The 21,082-nt window shown below is 68.5% G+C and carries 18 protein-coding genes; all 18 read left to right on the plus strand.

Features of this window, described 5'->3' with window-relative positions:
* Positions 1–285 precede the first annotated feature (285 nt).
* Positions 286–1,959, plus strand: a complete 1,674-nt coding sequence (locus K2M58_RS04150) for a ribonuclease J (RefSeq protein ID WP_220678408.1) — start codon at positions 286–288, stop codon at positions 1,957–1,959.
* A 141-nt stretch (positions 1,960–2,100) separates the two neighbouring features.
* Positions 2,101–3,045 (plus strand): ClpP family protease, encoded by a 945-nt coding sequence (locus K2M58_RS04155; RefSeq protein WP_289628269.1) that lies wholly within the window; start codon positions 2,101–2,103, stop codon positions 3,043–3,045.
* Between the two features lie 23 nt (positions 3,046–3,068).
* Positions 3,069–3,308: a YlzJ-like family protein gene (locus K2M58_RS04160; protein WP_220678409.1), complete on the plus strand. Its 240-nt coding sequence runs from the start codon at positions 3,069–3,071 to the stop codon at positions 3,306–3,308.
* Between the two features lie 74 nt (positions 3,309–3,382).
* A complete protein-coding gene (locus tag K2M58_RS12835) occupies positions 3,383–5,845 on the plus strand; it encodes an FtsK/SpoIIIE family DNA translocase (protein ID WP_289628270.1) in 2,463 nt (820 codons plus the stop codon).
* A 235-nt stretch (positions 5,846–6,080) separates the two neighbouring features.
* Positions 6,081–7,124, plus strand: a complete 1,044-nt coding sequence (locus K2M58_RS04170) for a BMP family lipoprotein (RefSeq protein WP_220678794.1) — start codon at positions 6,081–6,083, stop codon at positions 7,122–7,124.
* Between the two features lie 4 nt (positions 7,125–7,128).
* Positions 7,129–8,733 carry an ABC transporter ATP-binding protein gene (locus K2M58_RS04175; RefSeq protein ID WP_220678410.1) on the plus strand — a complete coding sequence of 535 codons (1,605 nt, stop codon included), beginning with the start codon at positions 7,129–7,131 and terminating at the stop codon, positions 8,731–8,733.
* Positions 8,730–9,836 carry an ABC transporter permease gene (locus K2M58_RS04180; RefSeq protein ID WP_220678411.1) on the plus strand — a complete coding sequence of 369 codons (1,107 nt, stop codon included), beginning with the start codon at positions 8,730–8,732 and terminating at the stop codon, positions 9,834–9,836. The genes K2M58_RS04175 and K2M58_RS04180 overlap by 4 nt, the downstream gene beginning before the upstream one ends.
* Positions 9,833–10,786: an ABC transporter permease gene (locus K2M58_RS04185; protein WP_220678412.1), complete on the plus strand. Its 954-nt coding sequence runs from the start codon at positions 9,833–9,835 to the stop codon at positions 10,784–10,786. The genes K2M58_RS04180 and K2M58_RS04185 overlap by 4 nt, the downstream gene beginning before the upstream one ends.
* Positions 10,783–11,508, plus strand: a complete 726-nt coding sequence (locus K2M58_RS04190; protein WP_220678413.1) for an SDR family NAD(P)-dependent oxidoreductase — start codon at positions 10,783–10,785, stop codon at positions 11,506–11,508. The genes K2M58_RS04185 and K2M58_RS04190 overlap by 4 nt, the downstream gene beginning before the upstream one ends.
* 142 nt (positions 11,509–11,650) lie before the next feature.
* The gene (locus K2M58_RS04195; RefSeq protein WP_220678414.1) at positions 11,651–11,899 is read left to right on the plus strand and encodes a DUF3243 domain-containing protein; all 249 of its coding nucleotides are present in this window, start codon (positions 11,651–11,653) and stop codon (positions 11,897–11,899) included.
* A 147-nt stretch (positions 11,900–12,046) separates the two neighbouring features.
* Complete coding sequence (locus K2M58_RS04200) at positions 12,047–12,820, plus strand: DUF3388 domain-containing protein (protein WP_252393529.1); 774 nt, start codon at positions 12,047–12,049, stop codon at positions 12,818–12,820.
* Positions 12,821–12,889: 69 nt separating this feature from the next.
* Entirely contained in the window at positions 12,890–13,891 is a 1,002-nt protein-coding gene (locus tag K2M58_RS04205) for a helix-turn-helix domain-containing protein (protein WP_220678416.1), read from the plus strand.
* Between the two features lie 210 nt (positions 13,892–14,101).
* The gene (rimO, locus tag K2M58_RS04210; RefSeq protein ID WP_220678417.1) at positions 14,102–15,466 is read left to right on the plus strand and encodes a 30S ribosomal protein S12 methylthiotransferase RimO; all 1,365 of its coding nucleotides are present in this window, start codon (positions 14,102–14,104) and stop codon (positions 15,464–15,466) included.
* A complete protein-coding gene (gene pgsA / locus K2M58_RS04215) occupies positions 15,463–16,023 on the plus strand; it encodes a CDP-diacylglycerol--glycerol-3-phosphate 3-phosphatidyltransferase (RefSeq protein WP_220678418.1) in 561 nt (186 codons plus the stop codon). The genes rimO and pgsA overlap by 4 nt, the downstream gene beginning before the upstream one ends.
* Before the next feature lie 2 nt (positions 16,024–16,025).
* A complete protein-coding gene (locus K2M58_RS04220; protein ID WP_220678419.1) occupies positions 16,026–17,351 on the plus strand; it encodes a competence/damage-inducible protein A in 1,326 nt (441 codons plus the stop codon).
* 9 nt (positions 17,352–17,360) lie between these two features.
* Positions 17,361–18,944 (plus strand): DEAD/DEAH box helicase, encoded by a 1,584-nt coding sequence (locus tag K2M58_RS04225; protein WP_220678420.1) that lies wholly within the window; start codon positions 17,361–17,363, stop codon positions 18,942–18,944.
* Positions 18,945–19,188: 244 nt separating this feature from the next.
* The gene (recA, locus tag K2M58_RS04230) at positions 19,189–20,238 is read left to right on the plus strand and encodes a recombinase RecA (protein WP_220678421.1); all 1,050 of its coding nucleotides are present in this window, start codon (positions 19,189–19,191) and stop codon (positions 20,236–20,238) included.
* A 125-nt stretch (positions 20,239–20,363) separates the two neighbouring features.
* Complete coding sequence (locus tag K2M58_RS04235) at positions 20,364–21,062, plus strand: regulatory protein RecX (RefSeq protein WP_220678422.1); 699 nt, start codon at positions 20,364–20,366, stop codon at positions 21,060–21,062.
* Positions 21,063–21,082: the final 20 nt, after the last annotated feature.

Genomic DNA, 21,082 nt, shown 5'->3' on the forward strand with positions numbered 1-21,082 from the left:
GCGTCCGACCGGATGCGCGGCGGGCCGCCTGCCCCCCGTCGTCTGGGTGCCGCCGTCGATCTGTTGGGGCGCCGGAGGCCGGAACCCGGTGCGTTCCGGCTTCCGGCGCGTCCCGGTACATAACCGTTCGCCGGTCTCGGCCGGCCTCGGTCGCGCCGTTTTGCACGGGCCCGGCGCTTTACTTTTGCGCCGGTGCCGCCTATAATGAATCACAAGTGTGGATGGTGCGGCTTCCCTTTTTGCTGAGCCTGGTGACGGCAACCGCAACGAACAGGAGGCGTTGCGGTGGCCAGAAGCGGCCAGAAGCTCCAGATTTTTGCTTTGGGCGGCCTCGGGGAAATCGGGAAGAACATGTACGTCGTCCGCTACGGGGACGACATCGTCGTCATCGACGCCGGCCTCAAGTTCCCCGAGGATGAGATGCTGGGCGTGGACGTCGTCATCCCGGACATCTCGTACCTGGTGGAAAACCGGGATAAGGTGCGCGGGATCGTCCTGACCCACGGGCATGAGGATCACATTGGCGCCGTACCGTACGTGCTTCGGCAGCTCAATGTCCCGATCTTCGGCACGCGGCTTACGCTCGGACTCGTCGGGATCAAGCTGAAGGAAGCGGGACTCGCGTCGCAGGCGCGGCTCCACCCGGTGACGACGGAGTCGGTCGTTCGGCTGGGATCGATCCTCGTCACCTTTTTCCGGGTGAACCACAGCATCCCGGATGCCGTCGGCGTGGCGCTCACGACGCCGGAGGGCGTCGTCGTCCATACCGGCGACTTCAAGTTCGACCAGACGCCGGTCGACGGTCTGCACGCCGATTACCAGAAAATGGCAGACCTCGGGCGGTCGGGAGTGCTGGCGCTCCTTTCCGACAGTACGAACGCCGAGCGGCCGGGCTACACCGGATCGGAACGCCGGGTCGGGGAAAACTTAAAGCGCATCTTCAAGCAAACCCGCTCCCGCATCATCGTGGCGACGTTCGCCTCCAATGTGAACCGCATTCAACAAATTTTCTCCGCTGCAGAGCTGACCGGCCGGAAGGTCGCTATCGTCGGGCGGAGCATGGTCAACGTCGTCGGCATCGCCCGGGAGCTCGGCTATCTCAAGCTCGACGAAGCGATGCTCATCGAACCGGAAGAGGCGACGAAGCTCCCGCCGGAGAAGGTCGTCGTCCTGTCCACGGGAAGCCAGGGGGAGCCCCTTTCGGCCCTCGCCCGGATGGCCCGGGGCGCCCACAAGACGCTTTCGATCCTGCCCGGCGACGTCGTCATCCTGTCGGCGACGCCGATCCCCGGGAATGAGCGGTTCGTCGCCCGGGTGATCGATGCCTTGTTCCGCCTCGGCGCCGAAGTGATCTACGGTCCGGCGTCGGAGACCGGCGTGCACGTCTCGGGCCACGGCAGCCAGGAAGAATTGAAGCTCATGCTCAACCTCATCCGCCCGAAGTATTTTATCCCCATCCACGGCGAATACCGCATGCAGCGGCGGCATGCCCTGCTGGCGGAAGAAGTCGGCATCCCGAAAAACCACATCTTCGTCCTCGACCTCGGGGATGTGGTGGAGATTCAAAACGGCGTTGCTCGCCTCGGACCGCGGGTGAACGCCGGGCAGGTCCTCATCGACGGCCTCGGCGTCGGCGACGTCGGGAACATCGTGCTGCGCGATCGAAAGCTTTTATCCCAAGACGGAATTCTCGTGGTTGTCGTCACGCTCAGCAAGCAAAAAGGGACGATTCTCTCCGGCCCGGACATCATCTCCCGCGGCTTCGTCTACGTCCGGGAGTCCGAGCCGCTGATGGAAGAAGCCACCCGCATCGTCACCAACACACTGAACCGATTGATGACGGAAAACGTCAGCGACTGGTCGTCGTTGAAAAACAACGTGAAAGATGCCCTCAGCCGCTTTCTGTACGAACAGACCCGTCGCCGGCCGATGATTCTTCCGATCATCATGGAGGTGTAAAACCTGTACGTACGGCTTGCCGGCGTCGGTCCGAGGAAAGCCCCGGGTGCGCCCGGGGCGATTTTTTTTGTGACGCCGGTCGACGGCGTTTCGGGCATACGAAGGGCATTTCGGGCATGCTAAGAAGGAGGGGGTGAGGACGTGGCGTATGGAGGGCCGCCGGTGTGGGCGTACGGCTTTGCCGATCCGGCTCAGGAAAACGGGCCTGGAACGTCGGTGGAAGCGCCGGAGCCGGCCGAAGCGCCGGCCGCGCCGTCGCCGCCGGAAAACCCGCCGGACCGAACGCAGGGGGCTGAGGACATCTTAAGCGCCCTCCGGGCGCTCGGGACGCCGGCGGTGCCGAAGGCCGGCGGCCGGATTTTCACCCTACCGATCATCGGGCAGATCGAGGGGCACATCGCCCTTCCACCTCAGAACAAAACGACGAAGTACGAGCACATCATTCCACAGCTCGTCGCCGCCGAGGAAAGCCCCGACGTCGACGGCGTGCTCATCATCCTGAACACCGTCGGCGGCGACGTCGAGGCGGGGCTCGCCATCGCCGAGATGATCGCTTCCCTCACCAAGCCGACGGTCGCCCTCGTGCTGGGCGGCGGGCACTCCATCGGCGTTCCGATCGCCGTCGCCGCCCGCTACAGCTTCATCGCCGAGACGGCGACGATGACGATCCACCCGATCCGCTTAAACGGTCTCGTCATCGGCGTGCCGCAGACGTTCGAGTACATCGACAAGATGCAGGAGCGGATCATCCGCTTCGTCGTCAAACACTCTCGGATCGATGAAGGGACGTTCCGGAGCCTCATGTTCAAAACCGGCGAGCTCACCCGCGACGTCGGCACGAACGTCGTCGGCGAAGACGCCGTCCGTTACGGCCTCATCGACGCCCTCGGCGGTCTCGGCGACGCGCTCGGGAAGCTCAAGGCGTTGATCGCCGAAGCCCGGGAGCAGGCCGCTTGGATGCCGGAGGCGGAGGCCGGCCGGCGTCTGCCGCCGTCCCCCCGGCCGGGCGTGCCGGATTGCGCCCGGTCGGCCGGACCGGACCGCGCGCCGGGAGAAGGACCGCCGGCCGGACCGTACGTCCAGTAGCGCAGGGGAAGGGAGGGGCACCGGTGCTGTACGATGCCCTCTATCCGCCCGAGATCGTCTGGGCCGGGTTTTCCACGATGAAAAACGAAGCCGTCCGCCTGTCGGACGGCCTCCGGCAGCTCGAACTTCGCCCGCTCGGCTCCGGCCGCTTTGAGATCGTCCGGTACACGAGCCCGGTGGCGCTCGAATATCTGAACCCCTATCTCCGGCCGGGGACCGTCCTCCGCCTGAGCGCGGCCCTCGACGGCGTCGCGGTGCCGTAGGTCGCCCGGCCGATTTCGCCCCGCTCCGTGATCTGCTATAATGGAAGGCAAAGTTTGGTCATGGAGCGAAGGCGATGGGCAAAAAAGCCAGACGAAACGAGCGGCGGCTCCTTCGGGAGCTGCGCCTCGACTTCGGGGCGCTTCTGGTCATTGGCCTTTCGGTGCTGGCCCTGAGCGAATCGTGGGGGGTTGTCGGGCGCGCGCTGCGCCTTTTTTTGCGCTTTCTGTTCGGCAACTGGTCGTTCGTCGTGCCGCCGGCCCTCATCGTCGGGGCGCTGTATGCCCTCATCCGCCGGCGTCCGCCGCGCCTCGGCCACCCGCGGATGGCGGGATTTTTGCTCCTGTACGCCGACCTGCTCCTTTTTTCCCATCTGGAGCTGTTCACGCGGCTTTCGGCCGACGGCGCTTTTCAGCCGTCGATCGTCCGGGAGACGTTTCACCGGCTCGCCCTCGAGGCGGCCGGCGGGGTGCCTTCGGCCGCCGGTGGCGGGATCGTCGGCGCCCTATTGTTTACGGCGTTTTATTACCTTTTCGGCTACTACGGCACGGTCATCTTCGGCGGGCTGTTTGCCGTCTACGGCATCCTCCTTTTCTCCGGAACTTCGGTCAAGGCGCTCGTCATCCCGTTCAAACGGCGCCTTAGCCTCGGGCTTCGGCGTCTTAAGGCGGCGTGGCGGAAGCGACGGCCGGCCCTCGCCCGGGGCGGGCCGGCCCCTTCGGCGCCTCAGGCGGGGTCCGGCGCGGACGGGGCGCTTTCGGCCGAGGCGGGCGGGCCTACGGCGGAGGGGGAGGCGGCCGTTTGGTGGCCGGAGGCGGGCGGCCAAGGGACGCTTCGGATCAGCGATTTCGTCGACCGGGTGGCGGAAGAGACGGCCGGCGCCGGTGGCGCGGTCGACGCGGCGGCTGGCGGGGAAGCGCCCGGCCCCGGGGATGTCCAAAGCAAAGCGGCGCCCGGCGACCGTGCGGCGAAGGCCGGTCTTGCGGCCGGCTCTGGCGGAGACGGCCGGCCGGGGCCCGGCGACCGGGGCGGGCCCGCCGCCCGGCCGGACGGAGGGAGACGGTCTCCGACGGCCGATGACGCCGGCGCGGACGAGGCGCCCGCCGGCGAAGGGGCGCCCGCCGCCGGGGAGGGGCCACTGCCCCGGCCGTACGCCCTCCCGCCCGTCGAGCTCCTCGACCGGCCCCGACGGGCGACGGCGAAAGAGAGCCGGAGCATCGCCGAAAACGCAAAGAAGCTTGAGCAGACGCTCCGGACGTTCGGCGTCGGCGCCCGGGTCGTGCACGTGCATCGGGGACCGGCGGTGACGCGCTTTGAGGTGCAGCCGGACGCCGGCGTCAAGGTGAGCCGCATCGTCGGCCTCGCCGACGACATCGCCCTCGCCCTCGCCGCCCGGGGGATCCGCATCGAGGCGCCGATCCCCGGCAAATCCGCCGTCGGCATCGAGGTGCCGAACGATGACATCGCCGTCGTCACCCTCCGGGAGGTGCTGGAAAGCCCGGCCTTCCAGCGCTCCCGATCGAAGCTCACCCTCGCGCTCGGTCGGGACATCACCGGCGAGCCGATCGTCGCCGACCTCGGCCGGATGCCGCACCTTCTTGTCGCCGGTGCCACCGGGAGCGGCAAAAGCGTGAGCTTAAACGCCATGATCGCCTCGATCCTCTACAAGGCGACGCCGGACGAAGTCAAGTTCGTCATGATCGACCCGAAGATGGTGGAGCTCACCGTCTACAACCCGATCCCCCACATGCTGACGCCGGTCGTCTCGGACGCCAAAAAAGCCGCCGTCGTCCTCCGGCGGATCGTCCAGGAGATGGAGCTTCGCTACGAGCGGTTTGCCGCCGCCGGCGTCCGGGACATCGAGCGGTTCAACGCCGTCTCCGGGGAGCCGCTTTCGTACATCGTCGTCATCGTCGACGAGCTCGCCGACCTCATGATGGTCGCCGCTCAGGACGTCGAGGCATCGATTGCCCGGTTGGCCCAGAAAGCCCGGGCGGCGGGCATCCACCTCATCCTCGCGACGCAGCGGCCGTCGGTCGACGTCATCACCGGCGTCATCAAGGCGAACATCCCCTCCCGCATCGCCTTCGGCGTTTCGTCGCAGGTCGACTCCCGGACGATCCTCGACATGGCCGGCGCGGAAAAGCTCCTCGGCCGGGGGGACATGCTGTATCTGCCGATGGGGGCGGCGAAGGCGATCCGGGTGCAGGGCTGCTTCGTCAGCGATCGGGAGATCGAAGCCCTCGTCCGATACGTCGCCGAGCAGGGCCGGCCGGCGTACGCGGAGCACCTGACGGAAGACGAACCCGACGACGCCGGCGAGGCAGTGGACGACGAGCTCTTCCCCCGGGCGGTCGCCCTCGTCGTCGAGACGAAATCGGCCTCCGTCTCGCTCCTGCAGCGGCGGTTTGCCATCGGCTACGCCCGGGCGGCCCGCCTCATCGACCTCATGGAACGGCACGGCATCGTCGGCCCCTACGAAGGGGCCAAGCCCCGAAAAGTGCTCGTCGACCGAATCCCGGACCGGTTCATTTCGTGACCGCCGGCCGCCGCGCCGACGTTTCAGTCCGGCGGCGTTCCGTCGTCGGGCGGCATGGGGGCGGCGGTGCGGGCGGGCCGCGCATGCGGCGGGCCGAGTCGCGTTTGGCGGCGGCGGTTCGCTCGGGTATAATGCTTTCGTTGAGATCGGCCGAACCGCCGGCTTTCGGCCCAGCGGGCCGGGGGCGCCGGGCGGCGCGGCCGGCGGAAAGAGCCAAGGAGGGTCACCGATGTCGATGTCGTCCATTCGCATTCGCCGCACGCTCGGCACGCTCGGGCTTGCCGCCGCCCTGGCGCTTGCCGGCTGCGGCACGACCGGCGGCGGGGCCGGCAAGGCGCCCGGCGCCGAAACGCCCGGCGGCCCGGCGAAAGAAAAACCGTTTCGCGTCGGCATGGTCACCGACACCGGCGGCGTGAACGACAACTCGTTCAACCAGAGCGCCTGGGAAGGGCTTTCGCGGCTTAAGAACGACACCGGCGCCGAGGTGCGCTACCTCGAGAGCAAGGACGAGGCGGATTACATCCCGAACCTGAACCAGTTCGTGCAAAGCGGCTTCGACCTCACCTGGGGCATCGGCTACATGATGGCCGATCCGGTGAAGACCGTCGCCCAGGAGCATCCGGAAGCGCACCTCGCCCTCATCGACGGCGAGGTCGACGGCGTCCCGAACGTCGCCTCGGTCCGGTTCAACGAACAGGAAGGGGCCTTCCTCGTCGGCGTCGTCGCCGGCAAGATGACCAAGACGAACAAGGTCGGTTTCGTCGGCGGGATGGAGCTTCCGGTCATCAAGCGGTTCGAGGCGGGCTTTAAGGCCGGCGTCAAGGCGGCCAACCCGGACGCCGAAGTGCTCATCACCTACACCGGCGCCTTCAACAAGCCGGATGAGGGGAAGGCGGCGGCCGCGTCGCTCTATGACAAAGGGGCCGACATCGTCTTTCACGCCGCCGGCCAGACCGGCGACGGCGTCTTCAGCGAGGCGAAGGAGCGGCGGAAGCGGGGCGAGGCGGTCTGGGTCATCGGCGTCGACCGGGACCAGCGGGACCTCGGCCCGGAGGTGACGCTCACCTCGATGTTGAAGCGGGTCGACGTCGCCGTCTACACCGTCTCCAAGCAGGCGATGGAAGGGACGTTTACCCCCGGCGTGACGGTGCTCGGGCTCAAAGAAGACGGCGTCGGCCTTCCGGCGGACAATCCGCACCTTCCGCCGGAGGTGCTGAGGGACGTCGAGGCATTCAAGGCGAAGATTCTAAACGGCGAGATCACCGTACCGAAGGAGTAAGCCGATGGCCGAGCCGATCGTCTCGCTCCAGGGCATCACCAAACGGTTCGGCGACTTCGTCGCCAACGAGGCCGTAAGCCTCGACCTTTATCCGGGGGAGATCCACGCGCTTCTGGGAGAAAACGGGGCCGGCAAGACGACGCTCATGAACGTCCTCACCGGCCTCCTTCGTCCGGACGGCGGCGAGATCCGCTTTCGCGGTCGGCCCGTCCGGATCGATTCCCCCGAGGTTGCCTATCGCCTCGGCATCGGCATGGTGCACCAGCATTTTAAGTTGATCCCGCCGTTTACGGTGGCGGAAAACGTCGTCCTCGGCGCGGAGCCGCGCCGAGGGCTCCTTTTTGATCGTCGGGCCGCCCGGGAGGCCGTCCGGGCCCTCACCGAGGCGTACGGCCTCGCCGTCAACCCCGACGCCCGCGTCGGCGCGCTGTCCGTCGGGATGCAGCAGCGGGTGGAAATTTTGAAAATCCTCTACCGGGGCGCGGACGTGCTCATCTTCGACGAGCCGACGGCGGTGCTCACGCCGCAGGAGGTGCGGGAGTTTCTCGCCATCCTGAAGCGGCTCGCCGGTCAGGGGAAGGCGATCGTCTTCATCACCCATAAGCTCAAAGAAGTGCTCGCCGTCGCCGATCAGGTGACGATCCTCCGCCGCGGCCGCGTCGTCGACACGCTCCCCGCCGCCGGCGCCGACGAGGGACTCCTCGCGGAAAAGATGATCGGCCGGCGGGTGCGCCTCGCGCCGGAGAAGGCGCCGGCCAGGCCGGGCCCGGTCGTGCTCGAGCTTCGGGCCGTGCGGGAGCGGCGGACGGGACAGGACGCCCTCGCCGGCGTCGATCTCGCCCTCCGGGCGGGGGAGATCTACGGCCTTGCCGGCGTAGACGGGAACGGCCAGCGCCCCCTCGTCGAGGTCCTCTTCGGCCGCCGGCCGGCGGAGGGAGCGATGTTCCTGAACGGCGAGCCGGTGCTCGGCCGTTCGACGAAGGCGCTGCTCGAGCGGGGGATGGCCCTCATCCCGGAGGATCGCCATCGGGAGGGGTTGGTCCTTTCGATGACCGTGGCGGAAAACGCGATCCTCACCCGTTACGACCGGCCGCCGTTCGTCCGGCGGGGGATCCTTCGGCCCGCGGCGATCCGGAGGGCGGCGACGGAGATCGTCGAACGGTTCGATGTTCGGACGCCGTCTCTTTCTGTGCCGGTTGCGGCTTTGTCCGGCGGCAACCAGCAAAAGCTCATCATCGGCCGGGAGGTTGCCCGCCGGCCGGCGGTCGTCGTCGCCTTCCAGCCGACCCGCGGCCTCGACATTGGCGCCCAGGCCCACGTCTATCGGACGCTCGTCGCGCTTCGGGACGCCGGTGCGGCGGTGCTCCTCATCTCGTTTGAGCTCGACGAAATCCTCGCCCTTGCCGACCGGATCGGCGTCCTCTCCGGCGGCCGGATCGTGGCGGAACTGGCCCCGGATGCGGCCGATGAAGAAACGATCGGTCTGTACATGGCCGGCCGGAGCGACGTCGGGCACGGCGATGCCGGCCGAGGCGACCTCGGGGGCGATGCGGTCCGGCGAGGGGGCGCCGACCGGACCGATGAAGGGAAAGCGGGGGACGGACGATGAGGCGGGGGACGCGGCCTTCGGTCGCGGCGCTCTTTTCCGCGTCGGCCGCCGATGCAGGGCTCGCGATCGTCTTCGGGCTCATCGTCGGTGCGGGGCTCATGCTCCTCGGCGGCTTCGATCCGCTTGCGGCCTACCGGGCGCTGGCGGTGAAGGCCTTCGGGAGCCCGTACAACGCCGGGGAGACCTTCCGCCAGGCGACGACGCTCATGCTGACCGGCCTGTCGGTGGCGCTTGCGTACCGGGCGGGGCTTCTTTCGATCGCCGCGCCGGGGCAGATGGCCCTCGGGGCCCTCGCCGCGGCGGCGGCGGGCATCGGGCTGCCGCCGGTGCCGGTCGTGCAGCCGGTGATCGGGCTTCTTCTCGGCGCCGCCGCCGGTACCCTCTGGGGCGCTCTCATCGGCACCCTCCGGGCGTACCGGGGCGTCAACGAAGTGATTGCCGCCATCATGCTGAACTGGGTGGCCCTCTACGGCGTCAACCTCCTTATCCGCTTCGGCCTGGTCGATCCGGCCAACCGACAGCGGACGCGCACCGTCGCCGAAACGGCCCGGATCGACGCCCCGTGGCTGTCGGATCTTTTCGCCCACGCCCGGCTTTCGTACGGATTTTTTCTGGCGGTGGCGCTCCTTGGGGCCTATGCCTTTTTCCTGCACCGGACCCGCCTCGGTTTTGAACTCCGGGCCGTCGGCCAGAACCCGGTGGCCGCCGCCCTGGCCGGGATGAACGACCGGCAGCTTGTCGTCGTCGCGATGGCCCTCGCCGGGGTGCCGGCGGGCCTCGCCGGGGCGATCGAGGTGCTCGGCGTCTACGGCTACTGGACGGTCTCGCCGACGCTTCCCGCCGCCGGCTTTGACGGCATCGCGGTGGCGCTTTTGGGGGGCGCCGGCGCCCTTGGGACGGCGCTGGCGGCGCTTTTGTTTGCCGCCCTTTCCGGCGGGGCGGCCGGAATGCAGTTTGAAGTCGGCGTGCCGCCGGAGCTCGCCCGGGTGGTGATGGCGGCGATCCTCTTTTTCATCGCCGCCCAAAACCTCACGCGGGGGCTCCGGGAACGCCTGGGGCGGGTCGATCGGCGGAACGCACGGGGCGAGGAGGCAGGACGATGAGCGCGGCGTTCGGGCAGCTTCTCGACATCACCCTCGTTTTTTCCACCGCCCTCGTCTTCGGCGCGGTCGGCGGGCTCCTTTCCGAGCGGGCGGGGGTGATCGCCCTCGCCCTCGAAGGGTACATGACCGGCGGCGCTTTTCTGGCCGCGGCCTCGGCGTACGCCCTGGAGCGGCTCGGTTTTGGACCGGCGAGCGCCTACGGGGCTCTTTTCCTTTCGATGTTCGCGGGGGCGCTTTTGGCCCTCGTCCACGCCGCCGCGACGGTGACGTACCGGGCCGATCACGTCGTAAGCGGCGTCGTGGTGAATTTCTTCGCCGCCGGGCTGTCCCTGTTTCTCGTCAAGCTCTTTTTCGCCGGCGCCGGCCAGACGCCGACGCTCCGGGAAGGGATGCTTTCCCGGGTGGCGATCCCGGGTCTCGCCGACCTTCCGGTGGTGGGGCCGGCGCTTTTCCGGCAGTATCCGACGACGTACCTGGCCGCCTTGGCGGTGGGGGGCGCGTACGGGCTTTTGTTCCACACGCCGCTCGGGCTCAGACTCCGGGCGGTGGGGGAGCACCCGGAGGCCGCGGAGACCCTCGGCGTCCGGGTGCGACGCCTCCGGTACGGGGCGGTCGTCGCAAGCGGCGCCGTCGCCGCCCTCGGCGGGGCGACGGTGACGCTCACGACGACAGGGAATTTTTCCCATGCGACGATCGCCGGGCAGGGGTTTATCGCCCTCGCGGCGATGATCTTCGGCCGCTGGCACCCGTTCGGCGCTGCGGCGGCGGCCCTCTTTTTCGGCATGGCGACGGGGCTTAAGAACATCGTCCAGCTTTCGCCGTGGGCCCGGGCGATCCCGACGGAAGTGATCTACATGCTGCCGTATGCGCTGACCATTCTCGTCCTGGCCGGGTTTGCCTTTCGCTCGACGCCGCCGGCGGCCCTCGGCCGGACGGACGAGACGAGATGAGGCCGGTGCGGCACCTCATCCTCCTAACGGGGGCGAGCGGCGCCGTCGGCCGGGCCGTCGCCCGGGCCCTCGCCGACGCCGGCGACTTCATCCTGCAGGGGCGGGATCTGGGCCGCCTCCGGGCGCTTCAGGCGGAGCTTGCCGCCCGAGGCGCCCGCGCCGACCTTTGGCCGATCGATCTCGCCGACCGGGCGGCGCTCCTTTCGGCCGTGGGGGCCCTTCCGCCGGCGGACGTGTTCATTCACGCCGCCGGTTTTCCCCATTACGGCCTCATCACGGAGACGCCGCCGGACGTCTGGGACGCCCTGTTCGACGTCCACGTCCGGAGCGCCTACCTCATCGTCCGGAGGCTCGTGCCGCCGATGCGCCGGCGGGGGTTCGGCCGCATCGTCTTCGTCTCGTCGATCTGGGGCGTCGTCGGCGCCGCGGGAGAGGCGGCCTACGCCGCCGCCAAAGGAGCCCAAATTGCCCTCGTCCGCTCCCTCGGCAAGGAGCTCGCCCGAAGCGGCATCAGCGTCAACGCCGTCGCCCCCGGAGCGCTGGCGACGCCGATGGTGCAGGGGGTCTTAAGCGCCGAGGAGGAGGCGTCCCTCGTCGAGGCGATCCCGGCGCACCGCCTCGGAGCGCCGGAAGACGTCGCCGCCCTCGTCCGCTTTCTCGTCCTCGACGCCGGCGATTACCTCACCGCTCAGGTGATCGGCGTAAGCGGCGGCTGGCCGTAAGGGGGACCCGAGGGCGCGGCCGAACCGATGCGGGGCCCGCCGCAGGAGGCGGCCGCTTCGCATATCGTGTGGCCGGGTCTGCATGCCGGCGCCCGGCCGGGGCATACTGAGGGATGACGCCGGCCGGGAAAGGGGTGAAACGATGGGGTTGATGAATGATTTCGGCCAGTGGACCTCTTTCTTGCGGGATCGGATCGAGCAGGCCGAGGCGGCGGGCGTGCCCGATCAGGCGATTCAGAACATCGCCCACCAGATCGGCGATTTTCTCGCCCAGTCTGTCGACCCGAAGAATCCGGAACAGCGCCTGCTCGCCGAGCTGTGGAAAGTCGGCACCGACGCGGAGCAGCAGGCGCTGGCGAACATGATCGTCAAGTACGTCAAGCGTCACTGAGCGGCCGGGCAAAGCGGAACGCTTCGGTGAAGGCCCCTCCGGTTGGGAGGGGCTTCCGTCTGTTTGTTCGGCGGTTTTCATCTTTACACCGTCTCGCCGCGTCGTGTAGAATGTAGAATTAAAGAAAAGAAATGCGGAGCGATGTCGATGCCCGACGAGGCGATCTGGTATCTCGAGTATCACATCGCCGTCGACCGGCCGGGGCTTTTGGGCGATGTCGCGTCGCTCATCGGGATGTTGTCGATCAACATTCATACGATCAGCGGCGTCGACGCCCGGCGTCGGGGGCTCCTCATCGAGTGCGCCGATGAGGAGAAGCTGGAACTGCTTGCTCGTTTTTTGCATGTTATGCCCAACATCACCGTGACAGCCCTCCGCCGGCCGACGCTCCTCGACCGGCTCGCGATCCGGCATGGTCGCTATGTCGAGCAGGACGCCCGGGATCGGAAGACGTTTCGCTTTTTGCGGGACGACCTTGGGCTTCTGGTCGATTTTTTAGGGGAAATTTTAAAGCATGAACCGGCGCCGCTCATCGGCGTTCGCGGGTCGCCGCGGGTCGGGAAGACCGAGGCGGCGGTGGCGGCGTCGGTCTACGCCGGCAAGCGATGGATCGTCGTCTCATCGACGCTCCTTCGGCAGACGATGCGGACGAGTCTCCTTCCGATGGAGCGGGACGCCGACGCGGTCTACCTGATCGACGCGCTGGTGACGTTTTACCGCGGGACGGAAGAGCACCAGGCGTTCGTCCGAGAGCTTCTGCGCTCGCCGCGGCCGAAGATTGTGGAACATCCCGACGTGCTCGTGCACGAGACCGAATGGACGTGGAACGACTTCGACTACGTGATCGAGATCCGCACCCACCCCGGCGAGGCGATCGCGACGAGCCTGCACGAACTCCGGGAGCGGATCGGCGATTTTTAGGCGATCGGCGGGCGATGGACGGGCCGCACCGAACGGCCAGCGGAACGACGAGACGAAGGCGGTGATGGCGTGTCGGGGCTCGGCGAGCGTTTGAGGCGGGCGCGGGAAGCGCAGGGGCTCGACCTGGAGGCGCTGCAGGAACGGACGAAGATTCAGAAGCGCTATCTCGCTTACATGGAGGCCGGAGAATGGGATAAGCTTCCGGGGGCGTTTTACGCCCGCGCGTTCGTCCGGCGGGTCGCCGAAGCGCTCGGCCTGGAGGCGGAGGCGCTTCTCCAGGAACACGCCGACGAGCTCCCGCCGGTGGACGAGGCGCCGCCGGCGGTGCCGCTCCGGCGGAGCGAGCCGGTGCCGAGGCGGCCCGTATTCGGACCGTGGGTCGCGCGGCTCCTCATGGCGGTGTTTCTCTTTTTCGTCCTCCTCATCATCTACCGGTTCTTGAGCGAAGCCGGCCGGCCGCCGCTCGGCGGCGCCGCGCCGGACGGCCAGCCCGAGCCGAAGGTGGAAAGCCGCCTGCCCTCCGACGAAAACGCCGCCTCTTCGGGGGCGGGCGGCCCGGCCGACCGGGGCGCGCCAGCGGGCGGAGCGGGCTCGGGCGCCGGCTCCGGCGGCGCGGGGGGGCCCGGCGGGAACGGGCCGGCGTCGGTCGAAGCCCCGCCGGCGACGGGCCTCCCCCCGACCGGAGGCCCCGGCGTCTCGTCGGAAGGCGGAGGGGAAAAGCCTTCAGCGCCGGTTCTGGAGTTTCAAGAGGAGGTCGGGAAGACGTCCCGCTACGTCCTCCGGGCGCCGGCCTTTGACGCCGTCGTCGCCGCCGCCCGCGGCGACGTGTGGGTGGAGGTGCGCGCCGGCGGGAAGGACGGCCGGGTGGTCTTCACCGGGACGCTGAAGGGCGGCAAGGAGCAGCCGATCGACGCCGGCTCGGCGACGCGGCTTTACTTTTTCCTCGGGCGGACGCAAAACGCTGACCTCCGTTTTGGCGAGACGACGCTTTCCCTGGCCGGGAAGCCGGACGCCTATCGCGTCGACGTCACCCTGGTTCCGCCGGGGACGGAGGCCGGCGGGACGCCGTAGGGAAGCGTCTTGCCGAAGACGCGGAGCGCTCTTATCCCTGACCGCCGACCGCTTTGGTTTCGGGAAGACCGCAGGCGCCGGCGGCCGGCTCGATCGCGAAGGGCGCATGCCGATCCGGCGCCCGTGCCGGACGGGGCATGCGCCTTTTTTGACAGCGGAAGAACGGATTCGTTATACTGAATCATAGACCCTCAGGCTGGAGGCCTCGGGATGCGCGAAAAAGTGGCCATCGTCACCCTCGGCTGCGAGAAGAATCGGATCGATTCCGAGATTATGGCCGATCTTCTCGAGCGGCGGGGATACGTGCTCGTCGACGACGTCCGGGAGGCGACGGTCGCCGTCGTCAACACGTGCGGCTTCATCGACCTCGCCAAGGAAGAGTCGATCCAAACGATTCTCGAGGCGGCGGAGCTCAAGCGGGACCGCTTGAAGTCGCTCATCGTCACCGGCTGCCTCGTTCAGCGGTATCAGGAAGTCCTCTTCGAAGAGATGCCGGAGATCGACGGGCTCGTCGGGACCGGCGACTTCGACCGCATCGTCGAGGCGGTGGAGGCGGCTCTGGCCGGGAAGCGGCCGGTCTTCGTCGGCCATCCGGCGATCAGCTACGAAGCCTTAAGCCGCCGGGTGACCCCGGGGCCGAGCGCTTACGTGAAGATCGCCGAGGGATGCAACCATCGCTGCACGTTCTGTGCCATTCCCCTCATGCGGGGCCGGCTCCGGTCCCGGAGCATCCCGTCGATCGTCCGGGAGGTCGAGGCGCTCGTCGCCCGGGGCGTGAAGGAAGTGTCCCTCATCGCCCAGGACCTCTCCAGCTACGGCCTCGATACGGAGCGGCGGTACATGCTCCCGGCCCTCCTTCGGGCCCTCGACCGGATCGAGGGGCTGGAGTGGGTCCGTCTTCACTACGTCTACCCGGGCGCCCTCACGGAAGAGCTGCTCCGGACGATGGCGGAGAGCCGCACGGTGGTGCCGTACCTCGACATGCCGCTCCAGCACAGCGTCGACCGGCTGCTTCGGGCGATGAAGCGGCCCCACGGCGGCGCCGACGTCCGGCGGCTCATCGAGCGGGTGCGGACGGTCCTGCCGGACGTCGCCATCCGCTCGTCGTTCATCGTCGGCTTCCCCGGCGAGACGGAGGACGATTTCGAGACGCTCCTTCGCTTTTTGAGCGACGTCGAGCTCGACCGGGTCGGCGTCTTCACGTATTCGCCGGAGGACGGGACGCCGGCGGCGGCGTACCCGGACCCGGTGCCGGAACCGGTCAAGGAAGCCCGGGCGCTTCGGCTGATCGAACATCAGCGGCCGATCACGCAGAAGAAAAATGCCGCCCGCATCGGCCGGGTCGTCCCGGTCCTCATCGAGCGGTTGGATGCCGAGGCGGGCGTCGCCTACGGCCGGACGCCGTACGACGCCCCGGAAGTCGACGGGGAGATCAGCGTGAGCGGCTATGCGGGCCCGACGGGCGTCATCGTCCCGGTGCGGGTGACCCACGCCTTCGACTACGACCTCGCCGGCGTCTATATTCCGGAAGCGGCGGGCGACCGATCGCCGGCGGACCGGGCGGTGGGCGGGTGACGGCCCAAAACCCCTGGCCGAACCGGATCACCCTCCTTCGCCTCGGGCTGGCGGCCGTCGTCGTCGCCCTCCTGGCCGCTACCCCGCCGCCTTCCGGCGGCGGTCGGGGGGCAGTGGCCGGCGTCTTTCTCGCCGCCGCCGCCACCGACTGGCTCGACGGCTGGCTCGCCCGGCGGACGGGATCGATCACCGCCTTCGGGCAGTTTCTCGACCCGCTGGTGGACAAAATGCTCGTCCTCGGTCCCCTCGTGCTCCTCGTCGCCGACGGCCGGGCGCCGGCCGTCGGCGTCGTGCTCATCCTGTTTCGGGAGTTTGCCGTCTCCGGCCTCCGGATGCTCGCCGCCATCCGGGGTCGGGTGATTCCCGCCGCCGGCGGCGGCAAGCTGAAGACGGCGGTGCAGATCGCTGCCGTCGTGCTCCTCATCGCGGCGCCGGAGGGGGTGTTTCTTTTCGCCGGCCTTGCCCTGTTCTGGCTGTCGGTGGCGCTCACCCTCTGGAGCGGCTGGACCTACCTGTGGGGGCACTGGGATCTGTTCGGGACGAAGGAGGAGGCATAGCCGTGTCGGGGCACGGGACGTCGGGACCGATCGGCCGCCCCCGCGGCGAGATCATCGCCGTCGGGACGGAACTCCTTACCGGCCAGACGCTGAACACGAACGCCGTCTGGCTCTCCCGCCGGCTGGCGGAAGCGGGCGTCGACGTTTTGTTTCATACGGTCGTCGGCGACAACCTCGAGCGGCTGCAGGCGACCTTTTCCCTCGCCGCCGGCCGGAGCGATGTCGTCGTCGTCACCGGCGGCCTCGGGCCGACGGAGGATGACGTCACCCGGGAGGCGCTGGCCCTCTTTGCCGGTCGGCCCCTCGTCAAAGATCGGGCGGCGCTGGAAAACGTCCGGCGGTTTTTTGTGCGGACCGGCCGGCCGCTTCTTCCGATCAACGTCCGGCAGGCAGAGGTCCTCCTCGAAAGCCACGTCCTCCCGAACGACGTCGGCCTCGCGGCGGGGTTTGCCTTTGACGTCGGCCGGACGCACTTTATCGTCCTTCCCGGCCCGCCGCGGGAGATGCAGGTGATGTTCGAACGGTACGCCCGGTCCGAGCTCCTGGCATGGCTTGCCGGCCGCGGCTGGACGATTCAGCCTTTGTTTCACCGTTTTTTGCATTTCGCCGGCATCGGTGAAAGCGCCGTCGCCGACCGCCTCGCCGACCTCATCCGCCACCAGACGGATCCCACGATCGCCGTCTACGCCGAGCCGGGGCACGTCCTCGTGCGGCTTTCGACCCGTCGGCCGGACGAGCGGCAGGCGGCGGAGGCGCTTGAGCCGCTCATGGACGCGATCGTCGCCCGGCTTAAGGGGCACTACTTCGGCGAAGGGGAAGCGCTCACTCTCGCCGAAGCGGTCATCGGCCGCCTGAAGGGGCAGGGGCTCACCCTCGCCGTTGCCGAAAGCTGCACCGGCGGCCGGATCCTGGATGCCCTCATCGCCGTCCCCGGCGCGTCGTCGGTCGTTCGCCTTGGCGTCCTCCCGTACCAGACGCCGATGAAGGCCGCCGTCCTCGGCCTCGACGCCGACGGCCTGGCCGAGCACGGCGCCGTCTCCGCCTGGACGGCGGAGGCGATGGCCCGGGCCGTCCGGCGGCTTTCCGCTGCCGAGGTGGGGCTTGCGACGACGTGCGTCGCCGGTCCGGAGCCGCAGGAGGGCCGGCCGGTGGGCGAAGGATACATCGGCCTCGCCGTCGCCGACCGGGTGTGGAGCCTCGCCGTCCGGGCCGACGGCGATCGCAACCTCATCCGGCAGCGCATCGCCGATCAGGCGCTTTTTGCTTTGTTTCGCGCCGTCGCTCCGTCGTCCGAACCGGACGGAGAGAACCCTGACCCGGAAAGGTGAAGAAAGAGAATGAACGGATTTCAGCAGTTTGGCGTAAGCCCCGAGATCCTCAGAGCCATTGCCGACATGGGCTTTGAGGAACCGTCTCCGATTCAAAAAGAAGCGATTCCGAAGATCCTCGCCGGGCTCGACGTCATCGGCCAGGCTCAGACCGGGACCGGCAAGACGGCCGCCTTCGGCATCCCGATCGTGGAAAAGGTCGATCCCGACCGATCGGAGGTGCAGGCGCTCGTCCTCACGCCGACCCGGGAGCTTGCCATCCAGGTCTCCGGCGAGATCCGGCGGATCGCCAAGTATAAGAAAGTCAAGGCCCTTCCCGTCTACGGCGGCCAGTCGATCGGCCACCAGATCCGGGCGCTCCGCCTCGGCGTCCACGTCGTCATCGGCACGCCGGGGCGGCTCATCGACCACATCGAGCGGGGGACGCTCAAGCTGGACGGTGTCCGCATCCTCGTCCTCGACGAGGCCGATGAGATGCTGGACATGGGCTTCATCGAGGACATCGAGCGGATCTTAAAGGCGCTCCCGACGGAGCGGCAGACGCTCCTCTTTTCGGCGACGATGCCGGAGGAGATCCGCCGTCTCGCCGCCCGGTACATGAAGCATCCGGAGACGGTCAAGGTGACCCGGGAGACGGTCACCGCGCCGTCGATCGAGCAGGTCTACTACAAAGTGCTGGAAAAAAACAAAGTCGACGCCCTCTGCCGCATTCTCGACACGGAGGAGACGGAGCTCGGCATCATCTTCTGCCGGACGAAAAAAGGCGTCGATGAGCTCACCGAACAGCTTCAGGCCCGGGGTTACCTCGTCGACGCCCTCCACGGCGACCTTTCCCAGGCCCAGCGGGACAAAGTCATGGCCGACTTCCGAAACGGCCGCATCGAATACCTCATCGCCACCGACGTCGCCGCCCGCGGTCTCGACATCTCCAACGTCACCCACGTCATCAACTTCGACATCCCGCAGGATCCGGAGTCTTACGTCCACCGCATCGGCCGGACCGGCCGGGCCGGGAAAAAAGGCATCGCCATCACCCTCGTGACGCCTCGGGAGATGAAGCAGCTCCGCGTCATCGAGCAGGTGGCGAAGACGAAAATCCAGCCCCGGCCCCTTCCGACGGCGGAGGAGACGAACGAACGGCGCCTTGCGGCCTTCCTCGCCGAAGTGCGGGAGGCGATGGAAGAAGCGGTCCATCCCCTCGCCGAGCGGGCGGCGGCGACCCTCCTCGACGAGTACGGCACGGATAAGCTCGTCCGGGTGCTCGTCCACCTCGCCTTGAAGGACGACCTCCTCCTGGAGCTCGACCCCGGCTACGACTTCGGCGAGACGGGCGCCGAGGCCGGGATGGTCCGCTTCTTCCTCAACGTCGGCAAAAACATCAACATCACCCCGAAGCGCCTCGTCGACGAGCTGAGCCAGCTGGCCGGCATCACGCCAGAAGAGATCGGTCGAATCGACGTCTTCGACCGCTTCACCTTCGTCGAAGTGAGCGAATCGGCGGCGCCGTTCGTCTACGAAGCGCTGAAGCAGGGGCGGCTTTTCGGCACCCGTGTCTTCGTCGAGCCGGCAAAGCCCAAAGCCCGCCGGAGCTGACCCGGAGCCTGCCCCTTTCGGGTCCCGGCGGACGGAGCGTCGGTAATTTTTTTCACCCGACAAAAGAGGCCCCCGCCGGCCGGCCGCCGCCGGGGCCCGCGCCGCCTTGTCCGTCCGGCGGCGCTTGTCATCGGCTTCGGCGGGCAGTACAATGCGGAAAAGAGGAGACGGCCCGTCCGCCCGTCCGCCGGCCGCCGCCGGGGGGCGCCTCCCGGGCGGGCGGCGGTCAGAAGGGGAGATGGACGTGTCGGACCGGAAGGCGGCTTTGGAGCGCGCCATCAAAGACATTGAACGGCAGCACGGCAAGGGGGCGATCATGCGCCTCGGCGAGCGGGCCGAGATCAAGCTCGAGGTCGTCCCGACCGGCTCTCTCGCCCTCGACATCGCCCTCGGCGTCGGCGGCTTTCCCCGGGGGCGGATCATCGAGATCTTCGGACCGGAGTCGTCCGGGAAGACGACGGTGGCGCTCCACGCCATCGCCGAAGTGCAGAAGATGGGCGGGACGGCGGCGTTCATCGACGCCGAGCATGCCCTCGACCCGGTGTACGCCGAGCGCCTCGGCGTGAACATCGACGACCTCTACGTCTCCCAGCCGGACACCGGCGAGCAGGCCCTCGACATCGCCGAGGCACTCGTCCGGAGCGGCGCCGTCGACATCGTCGTCATCGACTCCGTCGCCGCCCTCGTGCCGAAGGCGGAGATCGACGGCGACATGGGCGACAGCCACGTTGGCCTTCAGGCCCGCCTCATGTCGCAGGCGCTCCGGAAGCTCGCCGGCGTCGTCTCGAAGTCCCGGACGATCGCCATCTTCATCAATCAGCTCCGGGAAAAGGTCGGCGTCATGTTCGGCAACCCCGAGACGACGCCCGGCGGCCGGGCGCTCAAGTTCTACGCCAGCATCCGCCTCGACGTCCGGCGGGCCGAGACGATCAAGCAAGGGACGGAGATGATCGGCGCCCGGACGCGGATCAAGGTCGTGAAAAACAAAGTCGCGCCCCCCTTCCGCACCGCCGACGTCGACATCATCTTCGGCGAGGGCATTTCCCGGGAAGGGGACATCCTCGACCTCGCCGTCGCCCTCGACCTCGTGACGAAAAGCGGCGCCTGGTACACCTACGGCGACACCCGGATCGGCCAGGGGCGGGAAAACGCCAAGCAATACCTGAAGGAACACCCGGAGCTTGCCGAAGAGCTGGAGAAGCTCATCCGGGAGCGGCATCAGATCGGCGGCGGTGTCCGCCTGAGCGCCGCCTCGGATGAGATCGACGCCGGCGCCGTCGACGAATTCGTCTGAACCCGAAGCGGTTTCGGGGGCGCCGAAGCCGATCGGCCGCCTTCCGCGCCGACCGGAGGTTTCGCGGCCGGGAGGCCGACGGCGCCGGAAGCCGGCCGAACGAAAGGCCGAACGGAGGGTTGCCGATGTCGGACGAGCGGTCGGAACACCGGGAGGCGTCCGACCGGGTGGAAGGCGTCCGGCGGATCGTTGCCCTGACCGAGCGGCGCCGGGCGGTCGAGATCGCCCTAGACGACGAAAGCCGGTTCGTCGTCGACGTCGAGACGGCGGTGCGGCTCGGCCTTCGCGTCGGACGGGCCCTCGGACCGAACGATTTTGCGGCCCTCGCCGAGGAAGAGCGCCGTTCGGCGGCCTACCGCCGGGCGCTCTTTTTTTTGGCCTACCGGTCGCGAAGCGCGGCGGAAGTGCGGGCGGCCCTCGCCCGGAGCGGTTACGGCGACGTCGCCGAAGCGATCGTCGCCCGGCTTCAGGCGGAGGGCTACCTCGACGACCGCCGCTTTGCCCGGGAGTGGGTGCAGGGCCGCCTCGCCGGGCGGCCCCGTTCCCGGGCGGCGCTTCGATCGGAGCTCCGCCGCCTCGGCGTGCCGGAGGACGCCGTCCGGGAGGCGCTCGAGGACGTCGACGACGACGCCGAGCTTAAAGCGGCCATCCGCCTCGCCCGGGCCGCCTGGGAAAAAAGCCGGAATGATCCGCCCCTTCGCCGAAGGCAACGGGTGATGGCCAAGCTCTACCGGCACGGCTTTTCGCCGGACGTGGCCGCCCTGGCCCTTCGGCAGGCGATGGCCGACGCCGGCGAAGAAGACGAAGCGGCGCCGGAGGACTGATCGATTTCGGGGAGGCGGAC

The sequence above is a fragment of the Hydrogenibacillus sp. N12 genome, from assembly GCF_019645935.1.
Taxonomy (GTDB): domain Bacteria; phylum Bacillota; class Bacilli; order Thermicanales; family DSM-22653; genus Hydrogenibacillus; species Hydrogenibacillus schlegelii.